The organism is Sphaerisporangium aureirubrum, from assembly GCF_042658925.1.
Taxonomy (GTDB): Bacteria; Actinomycetota; Actinomycetes; order Streptosporangiales; family Streptosporangiaceae; genus Sphaerisporangium; species Sphaerisporangium aureirubrum.
Genome location: NZ_JBHSRF010000005.1, coordinates 1 through 22,419 on the forward strand (window position 1 = coordinate 1; position 22,419 = coordinate 22,419).

At 69.3% G+C, this 22,419-nt stretch carries 17 protein-coding genes; 6 read left to right on the forward strand and 11 right to left on the reverse strand.

What is annotated here, in order from left to right; all coding sequences use genetic code 11:
• Positions 1–719: 719 nt before the first annotated feature.
• Positions 720–1,181 (reverse strand): ATP-binding protein, encoded by a 462-nt coding sequence (locus tag ACFP1K_RS04920; protein ID WP_380747317.1) that lies wholly within the window; start codon positions 1,179–1,181, stop codon positions 720–722.
• A 345-nt stretch (positions 1,182–1,526) separates the two neighbouring features.
• Between ACFP1K_RS04920 and ACFP1K_RS04925 the strand changes: the two genes are divergently transcribed.
• The 3 genes from ACFP1K_RS04925 to ACFP1K_RS04935 all read left to right on the forward strand — a co-directional run bounded on the left by ACFP1K_RS04925 (position 1,527) and on the right by ACFP1K_RS04935 (position 4,016).
• Positions 1,527–2,381 carry a helix-turn-helix domain-containing protein gene (locus ACFP1K_RS04925; protein WP_380747319.1) on the forward strand — a complete coding sequence of 285 codons (855 nt, stop codon included), beginning with the start codon at positions 1,527–1,529 and terminating at the stop codon, positions 2,379–2,381.
• 12 nt (positions 2,382–2,393) lie between these two features.
• Positions 2,394–2,603 carry a DUF397 domain-containing protein gene (locus ACFP1K_RS04930; RefSeq protein WP_380747321.1) on the forward strand — a complete coding sequence of 70 codons (210 nt, stop codon included), beginning with the start codon at positions 2,394–2,396 and terminating at the stop codon, positions 2,601–2,603.
• Positions 2,604–2,810: 207 nt separating this feature from the next.
• Complete coding sequence (locus ACFP1K_RS04935) at positions 2,811–4,016, forward strand: pentapeptide repeat-containing protein (protein ID WP_380747323.1); 1,206 nt, start codon at positions 2,811–2,813, stop codon at positions 4,014–4,016.
• Positions 4,017–4,159: 143 nt separating this feature from the next.
• On the opposite strand, the gene ACFP1K_RS04940 is transcribed toward ACFP1K_RS04935, so the two are convergent.
• The 6 genes from ACFP1K_RS04940 to ACFP1K_RS04965 all read right to left on the reverse strand — a co-directional run bounded on the left by ACFP1K_RS04940 (position 4,160) and on the right by ACFP1K_RS04965 (position 11,026).
• Positions 4,160–5,911, reverse strand: a complete 1,752-nt coding sequence (locus tag ACFP1K_RS04940; RefSeq protein WP_380747325.1) for a pectin acetylesterase-family hydrolase — start codon at positions 5,909–5,911, stop codon at positions 4,160–4,162.
• Complete coding sequence (locus ACFP1K_RS04945) at positions 5,911–7,491, reverse strand: hypothetical protein (RefSeq protein ID WP_380747327.1); 1,581 nt, start codon at positions 7,489–7,491, stop codon at positions 5,911–5,913. The genes ACFP1K_RS04940 and ACFP1K_RS04945 overlap by 1 nt, the downstream gene beginning before the upstream one ends.
• Positions 7,488–8,342 carry an ABC transporter ATP-binding protein gene (locus tag ACFP1K_RS04950; protein ID WP_380747329.1) on the reverse strand — a complete coding sequence of 285 codons (855 nt, stop codon included), beginning with the start codon at positions 8,340–8,342 and terminating at the stop codon, positions 7,488–7,490. The genes ACFP1K_RS04945 and ACFP1K_RS04950 overlap by 4 nt, the downstream gene beginning before the upstream one ends.
• Positions 8,339–9,205: a zf-HC2 domain-containing protein gene (locus tag ACFP1K_RS04955; protein WP_380747331.1), complete on the reverse strand. Its 867-nt coding sequence runs from the start codon at positions 9,203–9,205 to the stop codon at positions 8,339–8,341. The genes ACFP1K_RS04950 and ACFP1K_RS04955 overlap by 4 nt, the downstream gene beginning before the upstream one ends.
• A 19-nt stretch (positions 9,206–9,224) precedes the next feature.
• Positions 9,225–9,770, reverse strand: coding sequence for an RNA polymerase sigma factor (locus ACFP1K_RS04960; RefSeq protein WP_380747333.1), 546 nt, complete (start codon positions 9,768–9,770; stop codon positions 9,225–9,227).
• A 167-nt stretch (positions 9,771–9,937) separates the two neighbouring features.
• On the reverse strand, positions 9,938–11,026 hold the full coding sequence (locus tag ACFP1K_RS04965) for a glycoside hydrolase family 11 protein (RefSeq protein ID WP_380747337.1): 1,089 nt from the start codon (positions 11,024–11,026) through the stop codon (positions 9,938–9,940).
• 606 nt (positions 11,027–11,632) lie between these two features.
• Between ACFP1K_RS04965 and ACFP1K_RS04970 the strand changes: the two genes are divergently transcribed.
• Positions 11,633–13,960, forward strand: coding sequence for a hypothetical protein (locus ACFP1K_RS04970; protein ID WP_380747340.1), 2,328 nt, complete (start codon positions 11,633–11,635; stop codon positions 13,958–13,960).
• Positions 13,961–14,073: 113 nt separating this feature from the next.
• Here the strand turns inward: ACFP1K_RS04970 and ACFP1K_RS04975 are convergent, their stop codons facing one another.
• Positions 14,074–16,647 carry an FAD-dependent oxidoreductase gene (locus ACFP1K_RS04975; RefSeq protein ID WP_380747342.1) on the reverse strand — a complete coding sequence of 858 codons (2,574 nt, stop codon included), beginning with the start codon at positions 16,645–16,647 and terminating at the stop codon, positions 14,074–14,076.
• A 165-nt stretch (positions 16,648–16,812) separates the two neighbouring features.
• On the opposite strand from ACFP1K_RS04975, the gene ACFP1K_RS04980 reads away from it, so the two are divergent.
• On the forward strand, positions 16,813–17,526 hold the full coding sequence (locus ACFP1K_RS04980; RefSeq protein ID WP_380747344.1) for an alpha/beta fold hydrolase: 714 nt from the start codon (positions 16,813–16,815) through the stop codon (positions 17,524–17,526).
• A gap of 116 nt (positions 17,527–17,642) precedes the next feature.
• Here ACFP1K_RS04980 and ACFP1K_RS04985 read toward each other — a convergent pair whose 3' ends face one another.
• The 3 genes from ACFP1K_RS04985 to ACFP1K_RS04995 form a co-directional block, all read right to left on the reverse strand.
• Entirely contained in the window at positions 17,643–18,662 is a 1,020-nt protein-coding gene (locus ACFP1K_RS04985) for a serine hydrolase domain-containing protein (RefSeq protein ID WP_380747346.1), read from the reverse strand.
• Positions 18,663–19,155: 493 nt separating this feature from the next.
• Positions 19,156–19,764, reverse strand: coding sequence for a DUF4386 domain-containing protein (locus ACFP1K_RS04990; protein ID WP_380747350.1), 609 nt, complete (start codon positions 19,762–19,764; stop codon positions 19,156–19,158).
• A 101-nt stretch (positions 19,765–19,865) separates the two neighbouring features.
• Positions 19,866–20,603: a DUF4386 domain-containing protein gene (locus ACFP1K_RS04995; protein ID WP_380747354.1), complete on the reverse strand. Its 738-nt coding sequence runs from the start codon at positions 20,601–20,603 to the stop codon at positions 19,866–19,868.
• Positions 20,604–20,983: 380 nt separating this feature from the next.
• On the opposite strand from ACFP1K_RS04995, the gene ACFP1K_RS05000 reads away from it, so the two are divergent.
• A complete protein-coding gene (locus ACFP1K_RS05000; RefSeq protein ID WP_380747356.1) occupies positions 20,984–22,312 on the forward strand; it encodes a protein kinase domain-containing protein in 1,329 nt (442 codons plus the stop codon).
• Positions 22,313–22,419: the final 107 nt, after the last annotated feature.

A 22,419-nucleotide genomic window follows, 5' to 3' on the forward strand; every position in this document is an offset into this window, starting at 1 on the left:
CCCCCTGCTCCGCCCCCGCGACCCCGCGACGTAGACGGCGAGCCCAGCACCGCCGCACGGCACCCAACCCGCCAGCGGGGAGTGTAGGTCCGATCGAGCAGGCCGCTAGGCGAGGTGTGCCGGACCGCTCAAGGCATCGTCCTCGCCTCCAGGCGCCAGGGCGCCTTCCGGCTCGGGCTGTGTTTCCCAGGGGGCTTCGCCCCCCTCGCCCCCCGAACCCCCGGACAGTTGGCCACCGCACATCCGTACGCACCGCCCTGTCCTTTCGTACCCCCTGCACCCCCAGACCGGCGCAGACCCAGGCAAGACGATGTATGGCGACTCCCGCCGCCGTCGTACGGAGCCCAACCGGGTCAATGAGGGGGTACCGGGGCGTTCAGGACATGGTCCTCGCCTCCAGGCGCCAGGGCGCCTTCCGGCTCGGGCTGTTTTCCCAGGGGGCTTCGCCCCCCTCGCCCCCCGGACGGTCGGCCACCGCACATCCGTACACACCCCGCCCGACCCTCGTGGTCCCCCCGAACCACCCCGTCTCCGGCGCCGGCGCGCTGAGACGTCGTACGGCGGATTCCGGCGCCGGCGTACGGCGCCTAGCCGGTCAGCGAGGAGCGCCAGACCGGTCAGCGAGAGGGGCATGCCGAGCCGCTCAGGCAGTGGTTCTCGCTTTCAGGCGCCAGGGCGCTCTTTCGGCCCCGGACGAGGGACGGCGAGGTATGCGGGAATCATGGCTCCACCTCGCGGTCAGCGATGACGGGAAGGGACTCGTGGAGGCCGACCGGGAGCGGGGCGGTGAGGATGAACCATACGGTCTTGCCGGGCTTGCCACCCGGTTCAGGCCACACCCCCCAACTGGTGGCCAGAGCGCGGATGATCGCGAGCCCCCGTCCACCGGTGTCGTCAGGGCTGGACGCACGTAGGCACAGGGGATCGCCACCCCCGTCATGCACCGTGCCGGCCAGCATCGCAGGCCCGATGACGTTCAGCGCCAGCACGATCGGTGCGGCGCCGTGCACCAGGGCGTTGGTGACGAGCTCGCTCACGAGCAACTCGGCGTCGGAGATCAGAGCGGGCACCCCCCACTCGGTTAGGGCCGCGCGCACAAGGGCACGAGTCTCGGCCACAGCCTCTGGAGCGTGGGGCACGTCCCAGCAGCGGCCGGGATAAACGGCCAAGAAATCGGTCATACGGTCTCCCTGACGATCCCCACGTGGGGGAGGGACAGCGGGGGATCCCCAGAGAGTGAGCGACCGAGCGCCGGTAAGCCGTCCAGATCGCCACCGCGTCGATGCTCTGATGCCGTCCGGTCGCACGACGCACCAGCGAGCACACCGAATCTCATCGAGATACCGAAAGCCCGCAGTTCACCGAACGCCGTGAGTCACCGGTCGTACACTCCCTGTGGTGTAAGGCGAGACCCATAGTGACTTGCAAATTCCGTCAAGCGCAATACCTAAAGCAAGCAATACCCAAATGTCTGTTAGGCTGCATTTCTTCGCCTTTGGTCCCGTAAGACGGCAATGGGAGCCCGCATGTCGCACAGCCCCACGGTCAGGCGCCGTCGGCTTTCTCTGGCACTACTCCAGTTCAGGGACGCAGCAGGCCTGAACTCCAAGGAAGCCGCGAAACAACTCGGCTGGCAGCCGAGCAAACTGACCCGCATCGAACGCAACGAGTGGCGCAAGCCCACCATCGGCGACGTAATGGACATGCTGGATCTGTACGGCGTCAAAGACGAACGCACCCGAACCGCCATGACCCAGCTAGTACGCGAAAGCAACCGCCGCGGCTGGTGGGAGGAAGAATTCCAAGGCATCCTCGGCGGCGCCCTGGTAGGGCTCGAATGGGAAGCAGCCGAGATCAACAGCTTCGAGATCGTAGTAGTTCCCGGCCTACTCCAAACCGAGGCCTACGCAGCCGCCGTCTTCAGAGGCGGCCGCGTACTACGAGAGGAAGAAATCACCCGTCGAGTCGCCGCCCGCCTGGCCCGCCAACGAATCCTCACCCGCGAGGACCCACCCTCCCTAGCGGTGGTCATCGACGAAGCCGCCCTACGCAAGCACGTAGGCGGCCACACCGTCATGCGCGACCAACTGCAACACCTACGCCAACTCGCCGAGGCCCCCAACATCAGCCTCCAGGTACTCCCCGACGCCGTAGGCGCACACGCCAGCATGGAGGGCAACTTCACGATCCTCAACTACCGCGCCCCGAAAGACGACCCAAGCATCGTCTACGTCGGAATTGGAGTCGCCGGCGACCTGTACCTAGAGCAACCCGAAGATGTCGCCCACTATCGCGAAATGTACGGCTACCTCCGCGCCTCTGCCCTGAGCGCAGTCGACTCGGTGTCATACATTGAAGAGCTGATCAGACACCTGAAGTAGACAGGACCCCCCATGGACCTCACCCAGTCCTCGCTCCCCTGGCGCAAGTCGTCTCACAGCACGGCAAACAGCGAAAACTGCGTCGAGGTAGCACAGCTCGCAGACGGCGCCCGGGCCATACGCGACAGCAAGACCCCTTCAGGCCCAGTACTGATCTTTTCCGGCAAAGAGTGGCGCACATTCGCCGAAGACATCAAGCGCGACGGCCATCACCACATCTGACCCGGCAGGGCGTGGGATGGGCGGCCCAGCGCTGTCCGTGAGGACGTTCCCAGCGCCACTCACGCCTGTTCACAGCCGAAGTCGGACGAGTCACCAAAGTGATAGTTCCGTCGAACGGCTTACATTCGGCATTCACCTTCAGGTCGAATGTTTGCTGTGACATCACGGCAAGCGCGTCTGCGGCGGGCCTGGATCTGGTCGGTCAGCGTGGTCGTCATCGTCGTCATCGCCACCGTGGCCTTCTACCTGCTCGCCGGCGCACCCGACTCCGCCTGGTGGCGTCCGATCCTGGATCGGCTTCCCCGCTACATGGTGCCGCCGTACTCCACAGCGGATCTCCCTTCCGTGGCGCTCACCACTCTCGCGGCCGTCGCCCTCCTGATCGGCGTCGGTTGCTGGTTCGCAGGCGGACTGCGTCAACGCCGCGGCCTGCGGCCACTCGTGCCGGGGGAGATCGAAGCCCGCCTGTCTGAGGAATCCTTCGACGCGCTCATCCCCGAACCGGGGACTCTTCTTCGGCGGATGAGCACCTGGGGCCTCGTCCTCGGGTTGCTGCTGGCGGCAGGGGGTCTGGTCTACGCCGACGCCAGGTCTACGAGGACCTCGCAACAAGGAGAGAGCGCCAACAGGTACACCAAGGCCGTGGAGCAGCTCAGTTCCGCGAAGATCGAGGTCCGCCTGGACGCGATCCACACGCTGCGACGTCTGGCGCGGAATTCTCAACGAGATCGCGTGACGACCGTCAATGTCATGGCCGCATACATACGCGAGCACCATTCGATGTCGAAGCTCCCGTCGCTCGGGCAGCCTGTCACAGACGTACAGATGGCTCTGACCGTACTCGGCAGCGTCTACGACGCGCCGAGCATCGAGCTGGGACACGAATGGGCCTGCGGCTGCGACTTGGCGCATATTCGTGTACCAGGCGCGGATCTGAGCGGCCTGAACCTCGGCACGGCCATCCTGACCCAGGCAGACCTGAGTGGGACCCATCTGAACGGGGCCAACCTGGCCTACACGGACCTGTCCGGCGCCAATCTGCACAAGGCGTATCTGGAGCATGCGGACTTGCCCCACGCGGTCCTGTTCATGGCAGACCTCAGCGAGGCGAACCTGAACGCCGCGGACCTGCGTGGAGTGGACCTGTTCAAGGCGGACCTGACTCAGGCGAACCTGAGCTGGGCGAACCTGAGCGGTGTGGACCTGTTCAGCGCCAACCTGCGCGGGGCAGACCTGCGCCACGCGAACCTGAGTGGAGCGAGCCTACGCGGGGCGGACCTACGTGGGGCGGACCTGAAGGACGTGAACCTCAAGGGCGCGGACCTGACGGGTGCGAACGTGACCAAGACGAACCTGAGCGCGGCCGAGACCGACCACGAGACCAAGCTCCCCGCAGAGGCCCCTGGGATGTGAGTGGGAAGGTCGGACCGGGTTCCGGACTGGTGTCGATGCGCTCTTTACGCAGCCAGACGTAGATGGTCCGGCTAAGACAACCCCACCGAGGCTGGGGCACATCGAAGCCTCCAGCGATCCCGGCGCGGTTCAGTTTCAGATTGTCATTGGTGGCATTTGTCGCAGTGGACGTCGTCGGGGGGATGGTTGGTTGTGAGTTGTTTGAGCCAGTCGGTCAGGCGGGTGTCTTGGACCTTGAGGGTGTAGAAGGTGTCGAACTCGAAGAGGCCGTGGCCGTTGCCGGGGGCTGTGTAGCTGTGGAGAGTCACGCCGGCGGTTTCGATCGCGGCTTCGTTGGTGTTGAGGACGGCCAGGAGGTTCGGGGGGGTTCCGGGCAGCCATTGGGTCACCTCTGCTGTGGCGGCGGGGTCGAAGGCGTGGTCGAAGCGGGACAGGACGAGCCGGGGGGCATGGTGGGCGGCTTGGATCCAGAAACGGGGGATGCTCCAGTCGTGGACGGTGACGCCGTCGACGGCCCATGCGGGGACGGCGTCGTAGGCGCCCCATGCCTTGCCGAGGATCTTGGTGTTGAAGTCGGGGTTGTCGGGCCAGGCGCCGGACTGTGCGGCGAACACCGTGACCTTGGCGTGCGGGAGTCGGTCGGTGACCAGGCCACCGTAGAGGGGGGCGGCGATCGAACCCGCGGTCTTGCCTATGACGACGACCTGAGCGGCGCTCGGATAGTGCGTGGCCAGGTGGTCGAGGGCCGCGGTGCCGTTGACGTAGCCGCGGTGCTGGACGGTCAGGGCCGGTGAGTACTTCTGGGCGACGTCGCCCAGGTGCGCGTCGCCGGTGCAGGAGGTCAGGAAGATGATCGAGTATCCGGCGAACGGGTTGTCGGCGCGGGTCAGGTCGAAGAAGCCGGACTGTTGGTCGTACGGTCTCTCGCCGCCTTGGTCGTTCCAGTCGTAGAACTCGTTCTCGCCCGGCTGGCCGGTGCTGGTGAAGGCGCACATCTCGGCGTCCCAGCAGACGCCCCCGCCGTTCAGGAACAGCACGACCCTGGTCGGATCGGCCTGCCGCTCCCAGAAGGAGAACCTGCTGCCGTCGGCGCACCGGCAGTCGCCTCGCGGCACGATCTGCCTCCACGCGTGCGCTGCGGTGCCGACGACCCCCGGCGGCGGCGCGGTGGGCTGGTCACCGGCACCGCGGAAGGCGAACATCATGGCCCCGCCTACCAGCGGCACCAGAGCGGCGATGACGGTGAGCCGCCATCCGCGCCGCCGTTCCCGCTCACGGCCGGCCCACAGGAACGTCACGAGCGCGGTCGCGAGGACGGCGGTCCAGCGGTGGTGCGACGCCGTCCATTGCGGGTCGGCAGGCGGGAGGATCAGTGCCGCCGGGTGCGGCAGGAGCCAGGCGACGGTCGCGAGCAGCAGCACGGCCGGTGCCGCGATGACGCCGGTGTTCCCGTCGGCGGTGCGGCGTTGCGCGACGGCGGCCAGGGCGAGGGCGGCGGCCAGCAGGGCCGCGGCCTCCAGGGTCAACGCGGCGACGGGCAGGTGTTCGGCGGCGGGGTGGCCGGTCGACGTGGCGAGGCCGAGAGTGAGCGTCCACCACAGCGCGACGACCGGTACGGCCAGAGTGACCCGGATCAGGTTGCGGGCCAGGCGCGGGGTCGGCACGGCGGGGGTGCTGCGGGTGGCGGGGTCGTCGAGGAGGAACGCCGTGCCGAGCGCGACGCAGATCGCCGCGACGCGGGCCAGTGTGGTCAGGTGGGTGCCGGTCAGCCGTTCGGTCAGCGCTCCGGGTATGAGCAGGATGACCGGTCCCAGGGCGGCACCGGCCACCATCGGCCGCCACGTGACGGCGTGCGCGGTGGACCGCAGCAGGGGGTAGAGGGCCCGGGGGTTCATCAGCAGGCTGTGCTCGTGGCCGGGGCGGGTACGCCGAGGATCCGCGCGGCCTGCGCGGCGGTGGTGCCGGGTGCGGTCAGCGTGACCCAGGATCGCCGGACGCGGGCGGCGATGTCGGCGTGGGGGCGGGCCAGCGCGTGCGTCGCCACCGTGAGTTCGGCCGCCGGTACGTGGACGGTGGGGAACAGCTGCGTCTCGTAGAACGAGACGCCGTCTCGTTCACCGCGCGCCTCCTCGGCGAGCAGGCGCAGCCCGGTTTTGGCCTGTGCGCCGGTCTGCCCGGTGAGCCAGACGACGAGTACGCCCGCGCCGCCGCAGACGGTGGTGCCGCCGAGTTCCCCGGCGCGTGCCGCGCCGGTCCGGCCGGTGACCAGCCGGTACGCGACCTGCGCGGCGAGGTCGGCGGTGGCGCGGCCGTCACCCCATTGGGTGCCGACGCCGACCGCCCGGGGGGTTCCGGCGGCGGCGTCGTCCGCCTGCCACGCGGCGAGCAGCTCCGCCGGCCCGGTCCCGCGGTCGAAGGCCAGGACCACGACGCGTTGCCGGACGGTCAGCCGGGTGGACCGGGCCGTAGCGGGTACCTGGGCCACGACGGCCTGTACGACCGTGTTCCACGCCGGGATCCAGCGGGTGAATCCCGCGAAGGCGCAGTAGGTGACGTGTCCGAGCTCCTGGCAGGTCTCGTGCTTGGACGGGTGTTTCATGACCGCGGCCCGTCCGGCGGCGACGGCGGCACTCGGCGGGGACAGCTGTGCCGTACCGCCCGCCACCGTGCAGGCCAGCGCCACCGCCCCGGCCACGGCCACCCGGACGCCACGGGCACCGGCGCGCAGCACGGCGGCGGCGGCCAGCAGCCCGGTCAGGCCGAGGAGATACCCGAGGTGGGCCGCGGCCGGACGGGCCATCAGGGATACCGGCGTGGGCATCTCGTGGGCCGGTCCGCCCTGCGGTGCCAGCCACAGGGCCTTTCCGCCGTGGAAGAGCGGTTCGAGGACGACGAGGCCGGTGAGCAGGACCAGCAGTGCCAGGGGCGCGAGGACCGCCGACCGGGTGAGCCGGCCCAGCAGTACGCCGAGCGCGCCGAGCAGCAGGACGGTGGCCGGCCCGATCGCGAGTTCGTACGGGTTCGGGTGGCCCGCGGCCGGAGCGCAGATCGCGAGGACCGCCATGCGGGCGACGATCAGGACGGCGCCGGCCAGGGCCAGTGGGAGCACGGCGAGCAGGTGCGCGAGGGTACGCGCGTGGTCCGGCAGGACGAGCACCTGGCTCAGGCCCGTGGTGCCGTCGCGCCGTGCCCGCAGCACGGCGAGGTTGCCGACGATCAGCGCCGCGCCGCCGAGCAGGATCATCATGCCTATCGCGCTGTCGCGGTCGAGTTCCTGCAGCACGGGATAGCGGGTGGTCCCGATCGCGAACCAGGCGGACACCCAGCTGCCGGCCAGCAAGAGGGTCGCGGCGAGGGTCACCGGGTGCCGGAGCATCCGTACCGACTCCACCCGGGCCAGGGCCAGGACGGCCCGGCGCGGCGCCGTGGCGTCGGCCGCCGGGGTGCCGGGTGCCTCGGTCAGCACGACGGTCATGCCGCACGTCCATCGAGGCTCGCGGAGTCGAGCAGCATCAGGTAACCGTCCTCGATGCTCGGGTCGACCAGCCGCGCGTCAGGCGGCGGGTCGCCGATGTTGTGGTAGTCACCGTTGCCGGTGCGCCACGCGGCGAGCGCGCCGTCCGCGCGGGCCGGGCTCGTCCACACCCGGTCGCGCGCCACGCCGGCCAGCGCCACCGGCTCGCCCTCGAACCGGATCCGGCCCTGGTTCAGGACGATGACGCGCTGGCATACGGTGGCCACGTCCTCGGTCTGGTGGGTGGACAGCAGCACGGTACGGCCCTCGCCGGTATGCGCGATGAGCTCGCGGAACCGCAGCCGCTGCTCGGGATCCAGGCCGACGGTGGGCTCGTCGAGGATCACCAGTGCCGGGTCGCCGAGCAGTGCCGCGGCAAGCCCGACGCGCTGGCGCATCCCCCCGGACAGGGTTTTGATCTTCTTGCCACGCTGGTCGTCCAGGCCGGCCGCGTGCAGCACTCGGCGTACTTCGTCGTGCCGGCCGTCCACGATCTCCTTGAGGATCGCGATGTAGTCGACGAACTCGAACGCGGTGAAGTGCTGGTGGAAGCCGGGGTTCTGCGGCAGGTACCCGAGGCGGCGCCGGACCGCCAGCCGCCCGGCGGCGCCACGTGGGTCCGCGCCGAGGATGCGCAACCGCCCGGCGTCCGCCGGGATCGCGGTGGCCAGGATGCGCAGCAGCGTGGTCTTGCCCGCGCCGTTCGGCCCGAGCAGCCCGGTGACCCCGTCGTGCAGCGTGAACGACACGTCCTCCAGTGCTGCCGTACGTCCGAACCGCAGTGACAGTCCCTCGGCCCGCACCGTCGTCACATCGTCCTCCTCGTGCTCGGGCCGGCGACGCGGCCCAGGTGGTGGGTGGTGTCGAAGGCGGTGCGGACCTTCCACAGGGCCATCGCCGCCACCGCGGCACCGGCCGCGAGCCCGGCCTGGCCTGGCGCGGTGAACAGGACCGACTCGCCGGTGGTTCCATGCACGGTGGCCCCCAGCAGCGCCAGCCAGCCGAATCCCACGGCGAGCGGCGCCGTGACCGGGCCCAACCGGGGCATCAGGGCCAGGCTCAGCAAGGTCAACGCCAGCGACGGCGCGAGCCAGCCGAGCACCACCGCGCCGTACGCCGGCACCGCGACGCTGGCCACGCCGGTCAGCGCCGTGGTCGTGGACAGCACCGCCGCGCAGCGCAGCAACAGCAGGCGGAAGGTGTGCAACGGCGCGACGACGGCCAGCTCGTGACTGGGGTCCACGCGCGGGCCGAACGAGATCGCCACGCCGATCAGCGGGAGCAGCGGGGCGATCGCCAGCAGCGGGATCGGCACCGTCATCGACCGGGCCAGGTGCGCGGCGCCGGTGGTGACCGCCAAGGTGAGGCCCACCGCGGCGAGCCACGAGCTGCGCAGCCCCGGCGTGCAGGCCAGCAGCCGTGCGGTGTGCGCCGCCACACCCAGCCGCACCAGGAGCGCTTCGACGGGGCCGGGCCGGGGTGCGTCCAGTTCGGCGTCCAGCCGTGCCCAGCCGGCGCGGACCGCGGCCGGGTCGGCGCGCCGGGCCAGCCGTCGGCGGCAGCGCGGGCAGGTCCCGAGGTGCGCCTCGGTCGACCACAGCCACGGCGGCCGCGCCGCGCCGTCGGCGTAGGCCCGCAGGTCATCGTCCGAGACGTGCCAGTCATCGGCGCTCATCGCCCACCTCCCGGCGTCGTCATGTCAGGTGCTCGCGTAGTTGCCGCCGCGCTCGCATCGCCCGGGTCTTGACGGTGCCCACCGGGATACCCAGCAGCGCGGCCGCCTCGTGCGTGCTCAGCCCGTCCAGCACCGTGGCCTGCATGACGGCGCGCAGCTCCGGGGACAGGCGGGTCAGCGCTCCGGCCAGGTCGCCGTACTCCACCCCGAGCAGTAGCTCCTCCTCCGCCGAGGGAGCGGTGCGCCGGCGGCGACCGGCCAGCAGCCGCAGCAGCCTGTCCCGGGAGCGTTGCCCGCGGATCGCGTCGACCAGCCGCCGGAAGCCGATCTGCCACAGCCAGCCGGCGACGTCACCGTTCTCCCGATACCTTGCCGAACCACGCCATACCGCCAGGAACGTCTCCTGCACCGCGTCGTCCACCAGGGCGGCGTCCGGGCACCGGTACCGCAGCCGGACCGCCAGCCACGGCCCGTAGCGCCGGTACAGCGCCTCGAACGCGGCGCGGTCGCCGGCCGTGGTCGCGGCCAGCAGCTCCGCGTCGCTGGGCTCAGGTACGGCGCTCACACCCCATCATCGGAACGAGCCCACGTAACGGTTCCCGTTTCGGTACGCGGAAATGCCGGTGGCCGGCCGCCCCATCGCCGTGCCGGGGGACGCGCTCGCGACGCTCGACAGACGCGGACACGAAGGGAGCGGGCACCACCTGGTGCCCGCTCCCAGTGCTATCGCGGTCAGCCGGCGGTGCAGGCCGAGCCGTTGAGGGTGAAGGAGGTGGGGTTGGGGTTGTTGCCGGTGTGGGTGCCCTGGAAGCCGAAGGAGGTGTTGGCGCCGGGGGCCAGGGAGCCGTTGTAAGCGACGTTGCGGGCCGTGACCGACGAGCCGCTCTGGGTGACGGTGGCGTTCCAGGAGCTGGTGATCTGCTGGCCGCTGGAGAAGGGCCAGGTCAGGGTCCAGCCGTTGATGGCGCTGCTACCGGAGTTGGTGACCGTGACGGTGGCGGTGAAGCCGTTGTTCCACTCGTTCTTGACGTAGGACACGCGGCAGGGGCCGCCTCCGGACGTGGGTGTGACCGAAGGCGACGGGCTGGAGGTGAGGGTCGGAGTGGGCGTGGGGGTGGGGCTGGGGGTGGAGCCGCCCACCGTGATGTTGGAGCTGCCGCTGCTCTGGTAGCCCTCGGTGGCCATGATCTGGTAGTCGTGGTTGCCCAGGCTCATCCCGTAACGGGCCCACGCGTCGAAGTGGTTGCCCGCGGTGATGGTGCCGCCGGTCTTCTTCTGCTGCCGGACACTCCAGTACTGGTTGAACGTCTGGTTGCCGTCGATGGAGGGGGCGTTGTACCGGGTCGTCATGTAGACGTCGTAGGTGCCGCCGTCGCTGGTGACCGTGCCCTTGAAGGTGCCCGTGGGCCGGTAGGTGCCCCAGTTGTCGACGATGTAGTACTCCACCAGCGGGCTTCTGGTCCAGCCGTACAGCGTCAGGTACGCGTTGCCGGAGGGGTTGAAGCTGCCCGAGTAGGTCACGGTCCTGCGGGTGCCGGGCTTCCAGCCCTTGCCGGCGACGAAGTTGTTGGTGTTGCGCCACGAGGTGCTGTAGTTGCCGCCGGACCCCAGCTCCATGGAGACCGTGCCCTGGCTGTCGGTCCAGAACGAGAAGAAGTAGCCGTTGTTGGTGCCGGTCTGGTTGGTCGTCACGGCGGCGTCGGCGGTGCCCGGCAGCATCATCGTGACCGCTACCAGGGTCAGCACGCAGGCGCGGCCGATGAGCAGCAGCCTGCTGGGGCCGCGTCCGCGGCGCTTCGGGTGGGCAGGAGCGTCGTTCATGGGCGTGCTTCCTCCTCGTAAACTTCGGCGCGGGCCAGGTGGCGTGACTCGCCCGGCGGGGCCGATGGCGGCCAGGGGACGGCCCACCGCCACGTCGGAGTCGTGGGACACGGCGGGGTCGGCCTGTAGTCGTGCGGTCGGCGGCCGGCGGACCGTGTCGCGGCGGGGTTACCCGGATCGCCGGTAGTGGGTCGAAAATTTCGGGCCGATGGCGAAAGTGTTGGGGTGACTGCGCTGAGCTGTCAAACGGTCAGTCAGCCCGCCAGCAGGGCCGATGTCCATCGGGATCGGTGGGGCCAGGTTGCGACGGATGCCCCCTCCTGGGTGGCGAGCAGCGCGGCGGCGGGATGGTCCAGCATGCCGAGGGTGCTTCCGAGATCGATCAGGTGAGGCTGAGGAGCTGGTCTGCGGTGAGTTCGGGGCAGAAAGTTTCATCAGGCTGAGCGAGGCTGCGGCTGTGTGGGCGATACCAGGTGGTGCCGTCCCACCGGTAGCCACCGGGGCGGAACAGTGGAGCGGCGCCCAGGTAGTAGGAATGGGCGCCCAACTTCTCGGTGACTCGCTAGGGTTAGGCGCTTTGACGGCTTCACCCCAGATGAGATGGCTATGCGTCGCTACCGTTTCGGCAGGATCGCTACCCTGATCGCGCTCGGCTACCTCGCCGTGGTCGCCGTGCTGGGTGTCCTCGCGCTGACCACCGCCAAGAGTGATCTCCTCTGGACGATCGTCACTCATGACTCCGACATGGACTGGTTTCTCGGGTCCGGTGAAGAAACCCTCACCGTGTCGTGGGGGCTGACGGTCGTCCTGATCCTTATCGGAGCGCTTCAGGCGTGGGCCCTGTGGCAGGTGCTGCGGGGGCGCGTCAGGGGCGAGCTGACGCGGCGGGGCAGGAAGGTCGGGTTGCTGCGGCTCGCCCTGTATCTCGGCGTCGGCTACAGCCTGGTCAGCATCGTCAGCATTCCGCTGGTGCGCGCCTGGGAGATCTACTGGGTCTGGTCGGTGACGGGAATCGCCTCCGGGTGTGTCCAACTGGCCATCGTCTGGCTGTTCTTCCTGGTGCTTCGGGACACCGTCTCGCGCAGGCTGCGGCTGTTCTCCCTCGTCGTCGGGACCATCGCCGCTGTGAGCAGCCTCGGGGAGGAGATCGCCGAGCTGCTCGACCTGCACTCCGTCGAGCGGATCTTGACCCTGGCCGGAGGGTACGGCTACGTCTGGCTGGCGTGGTCGGTGTCGATCCTCATCGCTCAGGCCAAGGATGGCCGCTGGAGCGTGGTGACCGTAGGGACAGGCGTCATCGCTCAGGTGGTGTCGGTTCTCCAGCCCGCCGGGATGGTCTCGTTCGGTGGCGGCGGGTTTCCCAGCATCCTCACGGTTTACACGCTCCTCGGTGCTGCCAGTGTCTTCGGGCTGGTCTGGAATGCCAGGACCGCCCACGAGCTGTCGGGCCCCCTTCCGCGGCCGGACGCGGGACACGTGCCGGAGCGGCCGGCGGCCCGGTGGTGGCCGTTGGCCGCCGTCGCCGTGGCGCTGCCGCTGGTCCCCGCCGCCGTCAACATCGCGTACGGCAGGTACCACTGGATCGGCCCCAGAGGCGTGATCGAGCAGTTCGTCCGCGTGGACGGGGGGAGCGGGAACGCTCTGACCTGGCTCGTCCTGGACGTCTTCGTCGGCGTCGGCGGTCCCGCGCTGCTGATCCTGGCCGCTGTCCTGCGCCGGACCCGCGGCATCCTTCGGTTCACGACGGTGGCGCTGATCGTCGCCGCGGCCGTGGGCTTCGTCAGCGCGCTCACGGCGACGCCCGTGCCGGAGGACTTCGGCGGCTTCTACGAAGGCACGCAGATCTACCCGGAGAGCCTGTTCACCGAGAAGCACGGCGGTGAGATCTTCATCGGCATCTCACCGGCGTGGTACAGCGCGGCCTTGCTCGCCTCCGCCCTGCTCCTGCCGTTCGTGTACCCGACCCCGCTGGCCCGGCGCTCGCGCCGCCGTATGCTCGTCCTGGCCCAGGTCGCCACGCTGGTCGCGCTGGCGTTCGTGCCCGTGGCGGACCTGGTCCGCGGGCCGGTCACCGCGGCCGAAGACTGCGCCCCGCGCGAGGAATGGGAAGCCGAGGGGCCGAAGCTCACCCGGAACCAGCGACTCGTGTGCTCCCTCCGGCAGGCGAACGTGATCAAACTCGCCGCCACCACGCCTGACGCCATGGTCCTCGACCACGCCCGCTGGCTGTGCGGCATCTACACCCGCAACGATCCTCAGGAGGTCGCCCACCTCCGGACGGCACTGGGACTGACGCGCGACGCTCTGACCCACCCCCTCGCGGAGATCTGCCCCGGCGCCGGCGCCGCGGTCAAGGCCGCGGCCGCCGCACAGGACCGGGACATGCGGGAGTGGGAGGCCGACGCGCAGCGCATGTGCGATTCGAGGCCGGCCCACCGTCCGCTCATCGAACCGGTCAAGGCGATCCGGATGAAGGAACCCCAGTGGACGGACTACGGGGTCGTGGAGGCGTACGAGCCGACCGGGGACGACAGCGACCCGTACGAGGACGGCCTGCTCGACAAGGCTCAGGACAACGGTCTGGTGGCCGCCCGCCCCGGCCACCTGACGATCCTGACGCACTCCGACTACGAGCTCTGCGTCACCCTGGAGACCTACACCCGCCGCCCGCCGGTGGAGACCAAAGGCTGGGACCACGTCGCCGAGGTCGGCTACCAGAGCCCCACCGGCGGCATCGTGCTCAGGGACGATCTGAGCGGAACCGAATTCCCCGACCTGTCGCTCAACGGCCGGGCGGGGCACTACCGGATCCGCGTGCACTACGACTGGTTCAAGTGGAAGGGAGAGCGAGGGGGTGGCCAACGTCTGCTGATCATGGCGTTCCCCGGGAAGGGCGACAAACCGGTCACGTACCGCAAGCCGCCTCGGCGGTGACACCCTCCGGCCCTGCACCGCCGGCCGCGAGATGCAGGGAACCGGCCAGCGCCACAGCCTCGTTGAGGAGCTGTTTCTCCGCCTGGCTCAGCGTAGGATTGGCGGCCCGTCGCTCAAGGGATGATCATCAGGTCCTCGGTGGGCAGGGTCTGGCAGGCCAGCCGCCAGCCCGCGGCCAGCTCGTCGCCGGAGAACATCCCCCGGGTGTCGGTCTCGTAGGCGCCGGAGAGGACCCGTACTCGGCAGGTTCCGCAGGCGCCTTCGCCGCACGACTGGGGGAGCGGGACGCCGGCGGCGTTGGCGGCGTCGAGGACCGACTGCCCGGGGTGGCAGGTGAACGAGGGCGCGCCGCCGGCCATGCCGACGGTGAACTCGGTAACCCCGGCGGCCGCGGCGGCCAGGGCGATGGCGTGCGCCTTCTCCCGGCGGGTCTCCTTGCTCCGGCCGGACACGAACGCCTCGGTGTGGATGGCCGCGCGCGGTACCCGCAGTTCCGTCAGGTGACCGATCAGGTCCTGCATCATCGACGCCGGTCCGCAGAGGTGGACCCGGTAGACGTCCTCGATGTACGCGCGGAGCACGTCGACGCCGATCCGGCCTTTCCGCGCGGTCACGAAGATCGACACCTGGAGCCCCGGCAGGCGGTCCCGCAGCGCCTCGATCTCCGGCCGGAAGGCGACCTCGTCCTCGGTCCGGAAACTGGCCAGCAAAACGATCCGCCCGGTGTGACCGGCGTCGGCGGCCGCGGCCAGCACACTCATCAGTGGCGTGATCCCCACGCCCCCGGCGATCAGCAGCAACGTCCCGGCGGTGAGGTCGTGTGCGGGATCGCAGGTGAACTCGCCGTGCGGGCCGCTCACCCGCAACGCCTGGCCGACCGCCAGTTCTCTGTGCAGGAAGGTCGAGCCGAGGCCGTCGGGCTCGTGCTTGACCGCGATCTCGGCGAAGCCGTTCTCCCCGGGGCCACTACAGATCGAGTACGAGCGTTCGATCGGCTCGACGGCGACGGGCAGGTCGGCCTTCAGGTACTGCCCGGCGGTGAACGAGAACGGCATCGCGCCGGTGTCCAGGGCTTCGAGGCGGATCCGCCGGACCGTCGGGGTCAGCGTCTCGATCGCGGCAACCCGCAGGTATCCGTGCCAGGGCGTGGCCGGGTCCGGGAGCGTTCCGCCGGAGCGCACGGCTCGCCACATCGTGCCGAGCTGCCGCGGCCTGAGCACCGCGTTCGCGGCCATCAGACCTCCGGCCAGCGCCCCGACCACGCCGGAGCCCCACGCGTCCTGCCCGGCCACGAAGAGGCCTTTGACGGGCGTGCGGCATCCCGCCCGCGGTGACCGCAGCCGCTGGGGAGTCGCCGCGAGACCGTAGAAGGAGCCGAGAACGCTGTGCTGATAGGTCTCGAACGACAGCGGCGTCGCGAGCTCGGCGAACGCGATCGCCTCCCGGAAGCCGGGCCATCGTTCCTCCAGGCGGGCGATCAACCGCCTGGTCAGGTCGTCCTTGAGCTTGTGGTAGCTTTCCGGCCGCTCCTCCTCGGGGATCCCGCGCCACTGGCCGACCACGCCGGGGTCGACGAGTTCCAGCACCTCCACCGTGTGGAACCGTGCGGCCGGGTTGTTAAGCGAGGCGAACGAGACGTACAGCGTGCCTTCCCCGGGTGGGCGATGGAAGCCGTCGTGGTCGTCGAGGTCCGGCATGAACCAGTGGTTCTCCCCGCGTATCCCGAACGCGGCCGGCGACCGGTCCATCCCGAGGAACAGCATGACCGCCGACGGTTCCCCCGGCAGGTCCGCGAGTTCCCGGCTCCTCCCGATCAGGGCGTACGTGTTGCGCACCCCGGCCGCCGAGACGACGGTGTTCGTCCGTACGCGGTAGCGCCGGCCGGTCGCGGTGTCCTCGACGTCGACACCGGTCACCTTGCCCCGCTCGACGACGATCTCGTTGACCCGTTGCCGGGGGCGCAGCAGTACGCCGTACCGTTCGAGGATCTCCAGGATGATCCGGCTGAGTTCCTTGGGCCCGCCCACGGGGTGCGCCGTCCCTTCCATGAAGAAGGTCAGCGGGACCGCGGCGTGGTAGCCGAACGCGCTCGACGCGGGCGGAGTGCCGTAGAGACCCCACCTCGCGGTGAGAACGGCGCGCAGACGCGGGTCGCGGACGCTGCGGGAGACCTGATCCTTCAACGATCGGTACGTGGACGGGAAGAGCCGCTCGACGACGGGCGAACCCATTTTCCGTACGCCGGCGGGGAAGGACGAGAGGACGTTGCGCGCCGCGAGCCCGGACATGGCCCGGCGCGTGGTCCGGAAGAAGCCGTCGATGGCGTCGGCCTCGGCCGGGAACCGTTCCGCGAGACGGGCCCGGAACCGTTCCTTCGTGGCGGGGACGGCGAAATCGAACCCCGGGAAGTGCAGGACGTCGTAGTCGTCCGGCAGCGGCGAGAGCTGCACGCGCCCGTCCGTCATGAACTCGAGGAACGGACCGGCGTTCGCGCTGATGTAGTGCAGCCCGGTGCCGAACTGGTAGCGCCCGGCCCGGGAGAACTCATGTGTCATCCCGCCGAGCGTGTAGTGCTGCTCGAGGACGAGAACCCGTTTCCCGCCGAACTGCGCGATCGTACGGGCCGCCGCGAGACCACCCATACCCGAACCGATCACCACGACATCGGCTTCCTCGTACGCGACCATCCACGCCCCCTGGCTCGTCCGCCCTCCAGGGGTCACGTTGGCAGAGCCGACTTGACGCGGACGGAACGATCTGGGAATCCCCGCGCGGAACGGCGCTCGTCACGTCCATTCCCCGTTCAGTGCGCTGCCGTAGTTTTCCGCTATCACGTCGTGAGAGGTGGAAACATGGCACACAAGAGACCGACGATCGTGCTCGTGCACGGAGCCTTCGCGGACAGCAGCGGCTTCACCGGCATCGTCAAGCGGCTCGTCGCCGACGGCTATCCAGTCGTCGCCGCGCCGAATCCGCTTCGGGGGCTCTCCTCCGACGCGGAGCAGGTCAAGGCGCTGCTGGACAGCATCGAGGGACCGATCGTGCTGGTCGGACACTCATACGGCGGCGCCGTCATCTCCTCCGCCGCCACCGGGAACCCCGAGGTGAAGGCGCTGGTCTACCTGGCGGCGTTCGTGCCGGAGACGGGCGAGAGCGTCCAGCAGCTGGTCGAGAAGTTCCCGGGCAGCACCGTGGGCGAGTCCCTCAAACCCGTGCCGCTGCCGGGCGGGCAGGTCGACCTCTACATCGACCCGCGGGTGTTCCAGCCCAATTTCGCGGGGGACGTGCCCGCCGAGGAAGCCGCGCTCTTCGCGATCACGCAACGCCCGGCCACCGGCGCCGCCCTCGGCGAGCCCGCCGCCGGCCCGCAGGCCTGGCACACGATCCCGAACTACAACCTGATCAGCGGCGCCGACCGGATCATCCCCCCGGCGGCGCAGGAGTTCATGGCCCAGCGCTCCGGCGCGAAGTTCCAGGTGGTCGAGGGCGCCTCACACCTGGTGTTCGTCTCACGCCCGGGCCCGACCGTGGCACTCATCGAAAAGGCGGCGAACGAGAACGCGTAAAAGCGATCGCGCGATCTGCACACCAGCACGGATACAGCACCGGCCGCCTCAGGAGGTGAGCAGTCCACTCGGCGGCCGATGCCATGTCCGTCGCTTCAAAGCCACGAGGTGGGGACTCAGTCGGCGCAGGCGGAGGAGTCGAGGGCCATTGTGGCGAGGGTGCGGGCGATGCCGTTGGTGTTGGTGTTCTCCACGTTGCTGAGGACGGCGACCTCGATGTCGTCGTCGGGGAGGTACATGTTGCTTGCCGCGTAGCCCTGGAGGAGGCCGGGGTGGTAGCGGAGGCGGTGGCCTTCCAGGCGGTCGACTATCCAGCCGAAGGCGTAGGAGGTGGACGGCAGGTTGAGGCAGCCGCTGGGGGGGCATTCCGCCTGGGGTGTGAATGCCTGCTTGACGGTGGGGCGGGGGGCGACCTTGTACGAGCCGAACGCCCGGTCCCAGCGGACGATGTCGTCGACGGTGGAGTAGATGCCGGTCGCGGAGAACGCCTGGGAGCCGCTGGTGGGCGGGGCCGGTGTGCCGAGCGCGAAGTAGCCCTTCGCGTAACCGGGGGGCGGGTTGCCCCTGCTGTAGCCGGTGTTCCGGAGCTGGAGCGGGCCGGTGATCAACTTGTGCAGGACGGTGCCGTACGGCTTGTGCGTCACGTCCTGGATGATCGCCCCGGCCAGGATGTAGCCGGAATTGCTGTACTTCCAGCAGGTGCCGGGCTTGAAGTCCAGCGGCTTGTGCACGAACCGCTGGATGAGCCTCCGGGTCGTGGTCGGTTGGGAGAGTTTTTCGAAGAAGTCGGGCTGTTCCTGGATGTCGGGGATGCCGGAGGTGTGAGTGATGATCTCGCGGATCGTGATGGGACGCCACGCCTTCGGGCACGCCTTGATGTACGAGGGGACGAGGTACGGGCAGATCGGGTCGTTCAGGCCGAGCAGCCCACGGTCGCGCAGCTTCAGCACGAGCATCGAGGTGAACTGCTTGGTGACCGAGGCGATCCGGTAGACGGTGTCCGGCGTGTTGGGGATGTGGTTCTCCTCGTCGGCCTCACCGGCGGCGAAACGCGCCAGCACCACGCCGCGTCGTACCGCCAGCACCGAGCCGGTGAACTCTTTCTTCGCGGCCAGATCCCGCAGGTACTCCAGCATGGCCGCGGCGGTCTGATCATCCGACGCCGCTGGCGAGGTGATCGGCGGGCCCGATTTCTGGGCTGCCGCACCGCGATCGACACCGAGACCGGTCACGCCGGCGCCCCCGGCGGGTGCGGCGATGGCGGGAGTGGCCAAAGGTACGGCCCCGCCGGCCAATGCGGCGCTGATCGCTAGGAACGCGACAACATTAGGAAACTTGGGCATTTCTCCCCCGTGAACGTCCCACTGCCCCGAAATCCCGACATTTCTTCGAATCGGGCGAGTCCAATTCGAGAAAGCCCCGGCGCCTATTCTTATAGAGGCTTGCCTTCCGTCCCTCAGAGTCACAATCGGCGATCGACGCCTTTTTTCCTCCGTATATCTCGTTGTTGACGCTGCTCGATGGTCGCCGGGCTGCCTCAGCCCGAAATGACAGCCTTTCCCGGATTCGGCCGCAGCCGCCCGGAATTGGATCTGGCTCTGGTGATCGAGCAGGAGGCAGGTAGGGCGGCTACGCCGCGCGAAGCCGTGCGGGCGGAGACGGCTGGGGGGAGGTGAAGCCCTTGGCGAAGAGCCAGATGGGGAGGACCAGGAGTTCGAACAGGCCGCCGGGGGCGAGAAGGATCATGCCGAGGCCCGCGTCCATGTTCAGGACGCCGAGGAGGTCCAGGGGCACTCCCAGCAGGAGGAGGGCGTAGCCGACGAGGCCGAGGACGGCGATGGGCCGGGGGACGATTCGTGAGACGAGGAGCAGGTAGGTGAACACGAGGCCGCCGATGGCGGTGGGTACGTATATCCACAGCATCGCGTCGGGGACGGGTTGCAGCTGGGACAGCAGGTAGAAGCCGCAGACGGCGGAGACCGCGAACTCGGCGATCCTCAATATGGGGTACCAGAGGGCCAGCTTCTTGTTGAAGTCCTTCAGGACCTGGTACATGAGGAGGCCGATTCCCACCACGGCGAGGCCCGAGCACATCATGAGCGCGACGCCCGCCGTCAGCGCCGTCCTGTCGGGATCACCGTCGACGAACGCCTGGGTGAGTGTGGTGCCGATCATGGCCGAGACCATCTGCACGATGAACAAGGCTCCGACCACAACAGCGATTCTTCGGGTGGTCATAACCGAGCCGTCCTTTCTGGGTTCCGCCGCGAATGTGAACGGAGCGATGCCGGGTGAGCGGCATCGCGTCGTTCCCATCGGACGATCAGGTGGCAGGTCGCCTAACCGGCGGTGACCCCATCGGCTGCGATGGGGGAGGGTTTGAAGCCCTTGACGATCAACCAGACACCGAGCGACCCCTCCCAGAGGAAGATCGGGAAGCCCGCGATGGCGGAGGGCGCGGAGACCTGGGCGTAGAGGCCGAACAGCACGGCGGTCGTGGAGAACAGGAGCAGGGGGGCGCCGATGAGGCCCATCGCGGGGATGACGCGGGGTACGAGGCGGGATCGGTACAACACGTAGCCCAGCAACAGGGCGTTCAGGGCCGGGATGACGCCGGGGCCGAGGAGGAACGTCCAGTTGTGGAACGCGACGAGCGCGTTGCCCGTGGTGATGAGGGTGGCCGCGTCGGCCCCGGCGGCGCCGTTCTGCCGCAGGGTGACGACGGTGAAGAGGCTGATGACACCGGCGACGATGATGGCGGCCTCGAGCACGCGAGCGGTGACGAAGCCAAGGGCGGCGACCTCGTTCAGGCGTCTGAGCGTCGGGAACAGCACGACCGCGGTGCCTATGCAGGCGAGGAGGCAGATCATCTCCAGGATGCCGCCCCAGAGCACTCCGGTGTCGGGGCCGGGGCCGACGATGAAGTCCGGATCGTTCAGCACGGGGGCGTAGAGGAGGAGTGCCGGGATCGACGTCACGATGGTGATCAAGTAGAGGACTCCCGCGGCGAGCGCGTTTCGTCGCGTCGAGTCCATCGGGGCGCGTTTCGTTGTCCTGGGCTCGGCGGCGATCGCCATGTCGGTCTCTCTTTTAGTGCAGTCCGCCAGACCTGGCGGCCCACGCGGGATCGAGATGCTCATCGAGGTGGATCTCGGTGCCGTCCGGGACCGGCGACGACGGCCGTTCTTCCGGATCGGTCCAAAACAGGGGGCCTGTCCGCTGCGGAAACCGCCGGCACCGGAGGATGAACGCATTCCCCCTGAATCAACACCCATCCGTACGGGAGGGAAACGGGCGATCAGCAAACGGTTCATCAGTAAAACTGATTACCGGGGCGTGCCCGGTGGAAGTTCGCGAACAGCGTCGGCGAGGGCTCCCCGTTCAGGTGATCACTTCGGGCCTATCCCGCCATATGCTGGGACACGTCCGAACTTCTGCGTATACGTGGAGGGCGAGCATGGATGAATCGTTCGCGGGTGGTTCCAGCCTGGACCTCGTCACCACCCGGGAACAGCTCGCCGCCTCCCTGCGCGAGGTGCACGCGCGCGCCGACCGCCCTTCTCTGCGGTCCCTGGAACGCTGGGCGCGGACGGCGGGCAGACCCGCTCTGTCGAGGTCGACGGTGGCCGGCATGCTGAGCGGCCGGCGCTTCGCGAACCTGACCGTGCTGGTGACCTTCGTCGAGGCCTGCGGGGTGCCCGTGGATCAGATCACCCCCTGGCACCGTGCCTGGGAACGCGTCGCGGCCGGTGACCGTGCCGCGGCGGCCGAGGTGAACGGGCTGCGCCGGCGGGTGCTCGCCGACGCCGAAGCCCAGGCCGCCGCCATCGTGGCGCGGGCACGGGCCGAAGCCGACGAGATCGTCGCCAGGGCGAGGGAACACACACAGGCGGTACGTGAGCCGTTCGGCGCCGGCAGGGCTCCCATCATGGTGCTCAACGAGCGCTGGTACCTGTACGCCTCGCTCAACGCCGACTCCAGCGGCATGGCCACGCTCTACCGGGCCTACGAGCGCGCCGACCCGGGCAGGACGGTCGTGGCCAAGGTCTTCCACCAGGCGCAGAACGATCCGCAGCGGTTCCGCACCTTCCTGCGGGAGGTACGCGGCATGCGGCTGAGCAACCCGCACATCGGGGAGATCATCGACTCGGGCCGGGACGAGAAGTCCAAGGCGGTCTATCTCATCTCACCGCTCTACCTGCCGGGCAGTCTCAACCTGCACGTGCAGGGCCAGCCAGGCGTCGGCGCGCCGCTGAGATGGAGTCTCTGGGTCGTCGACCAGGTCCTGGCCGGGCTGGAGGCCGCCGCCAGGAGCAACATGATCCATCTCGACATCAAGCCGCAGAACATCGTGCTGGACGGCCCGAGCAACATCAGGATCATCGACTGGGGGATGTCGCAGCTGCACGAGGCGGGCAGGAGCGTGTCGACGGTCTTCCCCGGCGGCACCAAATGGTTCGCCAGCCCGGAGCAACTCGGCTACACCTCCGCCGCGCCGAGCAGCCTTTCCGACCTGTACGGGGTGGGCGCCCTGGCCTACTGGCTGCTGACCGGCGCCGCGCCGCTCCGGCGCCAGGCCGGCACCGACGACGCCGGCCTGGTGGAGGTGCTGCACCTGATGCAGGCCGGGGTACGGCCCGAGCGGGCGGACCTCGCCGTCCCGGGCGTGCCCGCACACGTGGGCAGGCTCATCGACAGGTGGCTGAGCTACGATCCCGTGGAGCGGGCTCCCGAAGGAATGGGGCCTTCCGCGGCGCTCGGCTGGGCGCGGCTGGAGCTGGGGTGACCGCCGCACGCGGTACCGGTGCGAGGCGCCCCGAGAATCGAGAAGGTGGATGCCGTCCTCACCAGTGGTTGCCCGGCGCCACCCATGACGCGTCCCGCGCGGGGTAG